Source organism: Brevundimonas sp. UBA5866, assembly GCF_002432125.1.
In the GTDB taxonomy this organism is placed as follows: Bacteria; Pseudomonadota; Alphaproteobacteria; order Caulobacterales; family Caulobacteraceae; genus Brevundimonas.
The window spans coordinates 1-6,545 of sequence record NZ_DJFS01000009.1 but is presented as its reverse complement, the minus strand read 5'-3'; the positions used below and the strand labels follow the sequence as shown (position 1 = coordinate 6,545).

General features: G+C 65.0%; 9 protein-coding genes and 2 pseudogenes. 4 read left to right on the top strand and 7 right to left on the bottom strand.

Annotation, left to right across the window (positions count from 1 at the left end; translation table 11 throughout):
• The 4 genes and pseudogenes from B3H86_RS00925 to B3H86_RS00910 form a co-directional block, all read right to left on the bottom strand.
• Positions 1-1,177: pseudogene (locus tag B3H86_RS00925) on the bottom strand (copper resistance system multicopper oxidase); the annotation flags it as partial.
• A gap of 117 nt (positions 1,178-1,294) precedes the next feature.
• Complete coding sequence (locus B3H86_RS00920) at positions 1,295-1,876, bottom strand: RNA polymerase sigma factor (protein ID WP_292050684.1); 582 nt, start codon at positions 1,874-1,876, stop codon at positions 1,295-1,297.
• 9 nt (positions 1,877-1,885) lie between these two features.
• Positions 1,886-2,326: a Spy/CpxP family protein refolding chaperone gene (locus tag B3H86_RS00915; protein ID WP_242915562.1), complete on the bottom strand. Its 441-nt coding sequence runs from the start codon at positions 2,324-2,326 to the stop codon at positions 1,886-1,888.
• Entirely contained in the window at positions 2,323-2,589 is a 267-nt protein-coding gene (locus B3H86_RS00910) for a hypothetical protein (RefSeq protein WP_242915564.1), read from the bottom strand. The genes B3H86_RS00915 and B3H86_RS00910 overlap by 4 nt, the downstream gene beginning before the upstream one ends.
• A gap of 74 nt (positions 2,590-2,663) precedes the next feature.
• Between B3H86_RS00910 and B3H86_RS00905 the strand changes: the two are divergent.
• The 4 genes and pseudogenes from B3H86_RS00905 to B3H86_RS00890 form a co-directional block, all read left to right on the top strand.
• A pseudogene (locus B3H86_RS00905) lies at positions 2,664-3,017 on the top strand (acyltransferase family protein); the annotation flags it as partial.
• 143 nt (positions 3,018-3,160) lie between these two features.
• Complete coding sequence (locus B3H86_RS00900) at positions 3,161-3,883, top strand: acyltransferase family protein (protein WP_292050683.1); 723 nt, start codon at positions 3,161-3,163, stop codon at positions 3,881-3,883.
• A complete protein-coding gene (locus tag B3H86_RS00895; protein ID WP_242915567.1) occupies positions 3,880-4,356 on the top strand; it encodes a DUF411 domain-containing protein in 477 nt (158 codons plus the stop codon). The genes B3H86_RS00900 and B3H86_RS00895 overlap by 4 nt, the downstream gene beginning before the upstream one ends.
• A 49-nt stretch (positions 4,357-4,405) precedes the next feature.
• Positions 4,406-4,897, top strand: coding sequence for a nuclear transport factor 2 family protein (locus tag B3H86_RS00890; RefSeq protein ID WP_292050682.1), 492 nt, complete (start codon positions 4,406-4,408; stop codon positions 4,895-4,897).
• 12 nt (positions 4,898-4,909) lie between these two features.
• Here the strand turns inward: B3H86_RS00890 and copD are convergent, their stop codons facing one another.
• From copD to B3H86_RS00875, 3 genes are all read right to left on the bottom strand, one after another.
• Entirely contained in the window at positions 4,910-5,824 is a 915-nt protein-coding gene (copD, locus tag B3H86_RS00885) for a copper homeostasis membrane protein CopD (RefSeq protein WP_292050681.1), read from the bottom strand.
• 4 nt (positions 5,825-5,828) lie between these two features.
• Complete coding sequence (gene copC / locus B3H86_RS00880) at positions 5,829-6,191, bottom strand: copper homeostasis periplasmic binding protein CopC (protein WP_242915572.1); 363 nt, start codon at positions 6,189-6,191, stop codon at positions 5,829-5,831.
• Positions 6,192-6,379: 188 nt separating this feature from the next.
• Positions 6,380-6,545 (bottom strand): transposase (locus B3H86_RS00875; protein ID WP_292050685.1); only part of this gene is annotated, 166 nt, incomplete at its 5' end.

Sequence of the window (6,545 nt, the reverse complement as noted above, 5' to 3'; positions counted from 1 at the left end):
GCCCCTGCAGCACCGTGTGCCGAGTGGTCCATGCCGGCCATGCTGCCGTGGTCCATGCCGCCCATGCCCATGTCGGTCATGGTCAGGTTCGGCACCTTGCGCAGGGGGGGAACCTCGGCGGTCATGCCCATACGCGGGGCCAGGGTCGCGCGCCCCATGCCCGAACGGTCGATGGCCTCCGACACGATGGTGTAGGCGCGGTCCTCAAGCGGACGGACGATGACGTCATAGGTCTCGGCGACCGAAATCTGGAACTCGTCCACCTCGACCGGGCGGACGTGCTCGCCGTCGGCCTGAACCACGGTCATGGCCAGACCCGGAATGCGGACGTTGAAGATCGACATGGCCGAGGCGTTGATGACGCGCAGGCGCACCCGCTCGCCNNCCGGAACAGGCCGGTCCAGTTCTCCTCGGGCCCGTGGCCGTTGACCAGATAGGTGTAGGTCGTGCCGTTGACGTCCAGGATGTCGCGCGGGTCCATCCGCATGGCCCCCCACATCCGGCGCTCGGCCAGGCTCATACCGTCCGATCCGTCCAGCAGGCCCGCCAGTGTGGTCTTCTGCATGTTGAAGTAGCCGGGGCTCTTCTTCAGCTTGGCCAGGATTTCGTGCGGATGCATGAAGCTCCAGTCCGACAGGACCAGAACATGCTCGCGGTCATAGCCGACCGGATCGGCGCCCGCCGGGTCGATGACGATGGGGCCATAGTGGCCCATGGCCTCCTGCAAACCCGAGTGGCTGTGATACCAGTAGGTGCCCGACTGCTTCAGCGGAAACTCATAGACAAAGGTCTCGCGCGGCTTGATGCCGGGGAAGCTGACGCCCGGCACACCGTCCATCTGGAACGGCAGCAGCAAGCCATGCCAATGGATCGAGGTGTCCTCGTCCAGTGTGTTGGTGACCGACAGGCGCACGTTCTGGCCTTCGCGCATCCGCAGCATGGGGGCGGGCAACAGGCCGTTGACCGTCACCGCATGGCCGGTGCGCCCGCCGACGATGAATTCGGAACGGCCCACCGTCAGGTCGATATTCGGCCCCGCCAGCGTCGGCAAATCGGCGCGCAGCCCGGCTGATCCGGTCTGAGCCCAAGCGGGTAGGAGCCCTTGCAATCCCAGCAGGCCGCCACCCGCGACGGCGCCACGAAGAAGGGTTCGACGATCGAAGTGTGGGGTCGACATCAGCAAGAAGTTCCTTGATCTGCTATTCAGCCATTCGTTCAGATACGCATCCTGGCGACCAAGCCCTTGCGACAGGACGCCACAGCCACCCAGATCAAAGCCTTCTGCGCCTTCCCATCATGGCGGGGTCAGGCGCCTTCGCTCGGCTTGGCGCGCCAAGACCTCTGATAATTTCTTGCGCGCGCGGGCGATGCGGGTCTCCACAGCCTTCGGCGTGACGCCCAGGATTGTTGCGATCTCGGCATGAGACCGCCCTTCGAGCGTCGCGAGCAGGAGGGGAGCCTTCAGGCCGTCCGGAAGGTCTGCCAACGCGCGTTTCAGGTCCGCCACCCTGCGCAGGTCGTCCAGCCGGACCTCGGGTGTAGGCGTATCGTCGCTCACCGTTGTCGCCTCGGGCGCATCAAGACCCATGACCCCGCGCACGACGCGGCGAACCGCTCTCCGACGGCTCCAATCGCGACATTTGTTCAGGGCGATGGAGCGCAGCCAGACATCGAAGGGCCGCGTCGGATCGTATCGTCGCACGGCCAGCCAGGCGGCGACATAGGTCTCCTGCAACAGGTCGGGGGCCTCGTCCTCGTCACCGACATAGCGGCGGATGAAGCGATGCAGATCGCCCTTGGTCGCAGCCATCAGGGTGGTGAAGGAGGCTCGGTCTCCGCCTGCCGCGCGAACCTCGATGCTCTGCTCGGCTTCCACGCGCGGCGCTTATCCGGCGTCGTGACGCAAAGCGTCGACGACCGCTTTGTCGAACACCTCGGCCTGGGCCGGGGTCAATACGGATCGCATCTCGAAGACATGGGCGATTGTCGCCTTCTGGAGATCGCCCATGGCGACATGGAAATGATCCACCGCCGCTTGAACCTGGGGCGTGTCGCCGTTGCTGGCGGCAATGGCAGCCGCCAGTTCGCGATTGGCGGCGCGGACTTCGGCCTCCAGCGCGGGTCGTTGAACGGCGAAGCGGGCTTCGATGACGTCAAGGCGATGGTCTTGATCTGGACTCAGATCGAGTTTTTTATGGACGATGCTGTGAAGGTTAGGAGGCTGCCGCTCTCGCATGACCCAGGTCGCGGTCCCCCAGGTCGTCGCACCGCTGGCCAGCGCCGCCAGGATCGCCGTGATGAGTATGGACTTCCAGTTCGCCCTCATCCCTGGACGTCCAGGGTGGTGAGCGGCGACAAACCGGCCGACACGGTGAAAATCCGCATTTCGGAAGGCTCCGGCCGAGGCGCTAGAAGCATCAGACCTCCATTCGTGACGCCGACGACAAGGGCAAGCGCCACAGCCGCTACGCGGACGTGGCCTAGGCGCGCACGGTCCTTGCGTTCACTGACCCGCGCCCAGACGGCATCTTCCACGCCGGCCAGCAGCGCGGTGTCATCTGGCGCAACCATTCCAATCAGTCTGTCCATATCATCAATCATTCCGCACCTGCCTCACGCCCCATCTGCCATACGCGCCAGCTTCGCGTTCCCCTTACGAGGGGATGAGCCGCCGCCCGCGTAGATACCAGAGAACGACCGGGACATCCCGTCGGTCAAGGGGGAGCGATATGAACGACAGATCAGGCCCCATACGGGTTCCTTTTCCTGACGTGCTCGATCCGCTCACCGGCGTGAGGTTCTTTCTCGCGCTCGGCGTCGTCCTGTTTCACTGCCAGCTTCAATGGATGCTTCCCGACGAAGCCGTCGGGCTGTTGGATCGCGCGCGGCTAGGCGTGGACGTCTTTTTCATCCTGTCAGGCTTCATCCTCACGCACGTGTATCTGCAAGGGGACGGCGTCCCCGATTACCGAAGGTTCCTCGCGGCGCGGTTCGCGCGGATTTATCCGGCTCATCTGTTCATCCTGCTGGGCATGCTTGGACTTGTGTTGCTTGCGCCTCTGTTCGGCGTCGGATTGGAGCCGGGCCGCTTCAACCCTGCTGACTTCGCCGGCACTCTGTTGCTCGTCCAGGCCTGGTTTCCGCGCGAAACCATGGTCCTGTGGATGGTCCAGCCTGGTCTCTTTCGGCGGAATGGTTCGCCTACCTTGCGTTTCCCGCCTACGCCGCTCTGGCTCTCCGGCTGCGGGCGAGACCGTGGGTCATCATCGCACTTGCAGCGATACTGTTCGTCGCGCTCGACGCATTCTATCGCGCTCAGTTCGGTCGGGTGTTGCCTCGGGCCGAGGACAGCATGGGAATCCTGCGCATCGTCCCTGAATTCCTCTATGGCATAGGTCTCTACTACCTCGGTCAGCGCTGGACGCCGTCGCCCCGCGTGTCGGTCATGGGCGCCTTGGCGACCACGGCCGCGCTGCTCACTCTCATGCAACTCGGCGCCGACGACCGCATTATCGTCGCGGCGGCCGGTCCCTTCGTTCTATCGCTCGCTCTGTTGGCCAAGGCACGTGTGCGGACCTGCCTGTCCCATCCCGTGGCCCTGTTCGCAGGCGAGGCTTCGTTCGCCCTCTACCTCGTCCACATCCCAATCCTGATGGTTTGGCGCAACGCGGCGCAAGCGTTCTTCGGCTGGCCCGGTGACTACCGGATGGGCATGGCAGAGCTGGCCGCCATGCTGGTGTTGACGCTCGCCGCCGCCGCAGCCATCCATGTCTTCGTCGAGCGCCCCGGCCGTCGGCTGCTCCGGGCGTGGATGGCACCGCAACGCGCTGATCCCGTGGAAGCCAGACGATCCATTCACAGCGATCAAGGAGAACCCTTTTGAACCCCGCCAACTTGAACCGTCGCCTGCTGCTGGGCGTCGGCCTGTTCATCGGCTTGACCGGAACCGCCTGCGCTCAGACGCGTCCGTCGAGGAACCTGACGGTCTTCAAGACGCCGACCTGCGCCTGCTGCGACGGATGGATCGCGCACATGCGCGCGGCAGGCTTCAGCACCACCATCACGGTTCTTCCAAGCCTCCAGTCGATCCGGAGCAGTCGGGGAATACCGGACGCGCTGGCCTCCTGTCACACCGGCCTGATCGATGGCTATCTGGTCGAGGGTCATGTGCCGGCTCAGGATGTCATCCGTCTGCTGGCCGAGCGACCGACCGCAATCGGTATCGCCGTGCCGGCCATGCCGCTCGGTTCGCCCGGCATGGAGACGCCGCAGGGACAAAAGGAGCCCTACGACACCCTGCTGGTGCTTCGCTCGGGCGCGACCCGCGTGTTCGCTCGCCACAACCAACTGGCCTGACGCAGATCGCGCTCAGCCCATTCAGATCACCCACAATCCGGAGCCTGTAATGTCTCGCACATCCCTTGCCCTCATCCTGTCGTTCGCCGTGTTCACGGCGACACCCGCCTTCGCCCAAGACCACGCTCACGGCCATGATCCCGCCGTAGGTTCGGTAGCTGTGGCAGCAGCGGACGCCGCCACCGCCGTTGATGCCTTTCACGCCGCGCTCAAGGCCGGCGATAGGGCTGCCGCGCTGGCCCTGTTGGCGCCGGAGGTGATGATCTTTGAAGAAGGCGGGGCCGAGCGGTCGCGCGACGAATACGCCTCCCACCACCTGGGCTCAGACGCCGCCTTCGCCGCTGCGTCTGAGGCGACGGTGACGCGGCGGTCCGGCTGGGCCGACGGCGATGTCGCCTGGATTACCAGCGAAGGCCGCACGACGGGCCAATTCAACAGCCGCGCCGTGGACCGGCTCACGACCGAGACGATGGTCCTGAAGCGGCACGCCGAAGGCTGGCGCATCCATCACATCGACTGGTCGTCGCGCGCCCCCAGTTAGGCGTCCGCTACGTCACATGGCCGACGGCGGGGCGAGCGTGCCCATCACCGCGACGACGGCCAGCAACGCAGCCCCGACCAGCGTCTCCGCGACGACGCTGCGTCGGAGCCGTTGAAGCGCCTGTCGAGTGTCTTCGCCGCCCGCCAGCGCCGAACCCAGGACAGGTGTCAGGCGAAAGCGGTTTCCGGCCGCCAGGGCGAGCATCAGGCCGAACAACACGAGTTTGGCGATCAGAAGCTGGCCGTAGACGCTGGCTCCCAGGTCTCCAACGCGTGCGGGGCCGACCAGGAACCAACTGTTCACGAGGCCGGTCAGGACCAGCAGTACGACGGCCAGGGTCCCAAGGCCGGCGAAGCCGTGCAGGGCGTTGTGGATGGTCAAATCGTCCGGCGCGGCCCGGCGCAGCAGGAGGATTGTCAAGGCTGCCAGAGCCCCCAGCCACAATGCGGCGGCCGCAGCATGGATGATGTCGGCAACAAGGTGGAGAAGCCCGCCAGCCCCCTCGGTCGCGGCCCCATGGCCGGTCCAGGCAAAGCTGGCGGCCACAATCAATCCTGCCCCCACCGTCAGTCCCCAGAGCGTTCGCCCAGGCTTCAGAGAGGCAAGTGCGACAAGGCTGAAAATTGCGACGACAGCCCGAGCGACCATGGCCATGCCCAAGGTCGTGCCGGTGACCATGAAGGATAGCGAAGCGGGCTTGACGGCTTCGCTCAACGAACCCGCCATGACGGCGGTCTGCATCACCAAGGCGGCCAGTGAGCCTATCGCCACGACGACCGACGAGACGATCAACGTGGGACGCGCCCAGGTCAGGTTCAGGGCGTCGCCGCCCTTGAAGCTGTAGAGCAGGAACAGCGGCGCGCCGAGAAGGACGACCGCACCGCTGTATTGAAGCCAGCGGAGGGCGATGATCGCGAATTCGAGCACGGCGTCAGCGCACCGAGAAGGTGTAGGAACCCGTCATCCGGTGGCCGTCGCTTGACGCGATGCGCCAGTCGATACGGTAGGCGCCAGCAGCCAGCGGGCGGGCCAGGGTCCCTGTCAGGGTTTTACCGTCTTCAGCAACCGAATTCCGAAGTGGGACCTTCTCCCCCGCCGCATTGACGACGTCAAAGCCGGAAAAAGCGGCAACAGAGCGCTCGCTGAAGGTGAGCGTCAGTGTCTGAGTCGCAGCCACGGTCGAGTTGGGCGCGGGGTTTGCGCTGACCAGACGGGCGTGAGCCGCCGCCGGTCCAGCGGCGAAGGTTACGACCGCCGCGACGGCGATGAAGGGCGCGGGATTGAAGTTACGCATAATCGTCTCCAGACATTGGCCGATCCTGGCCCTGTGTATCTCTACGCGCCCGACCGGTGCTTCCCTCAAAGGTGGCCGATTCAGGGTCCGACGCTGGAGACGTCGACACCCTCATCATGTTGGTCATCTCCGGCGCGATGGCCGCCCATCCGGACGGCTGCGGTTCTGAGCCAGCCTAGGCTCAGGACTCATAGCCAAAAGAGCACTGTAGCGGCGAGGGCTATGGCGGAGAGGAAGACGTTCGGGCACTGATCATAAAGCGTGGCAATGCGTCGCCAGTCTTTCAGACGACCGAACATGATTTCGATGCGGTTGCGTCGTTTGTATCTGCGCTTGTCATACCGGATGGGCTCG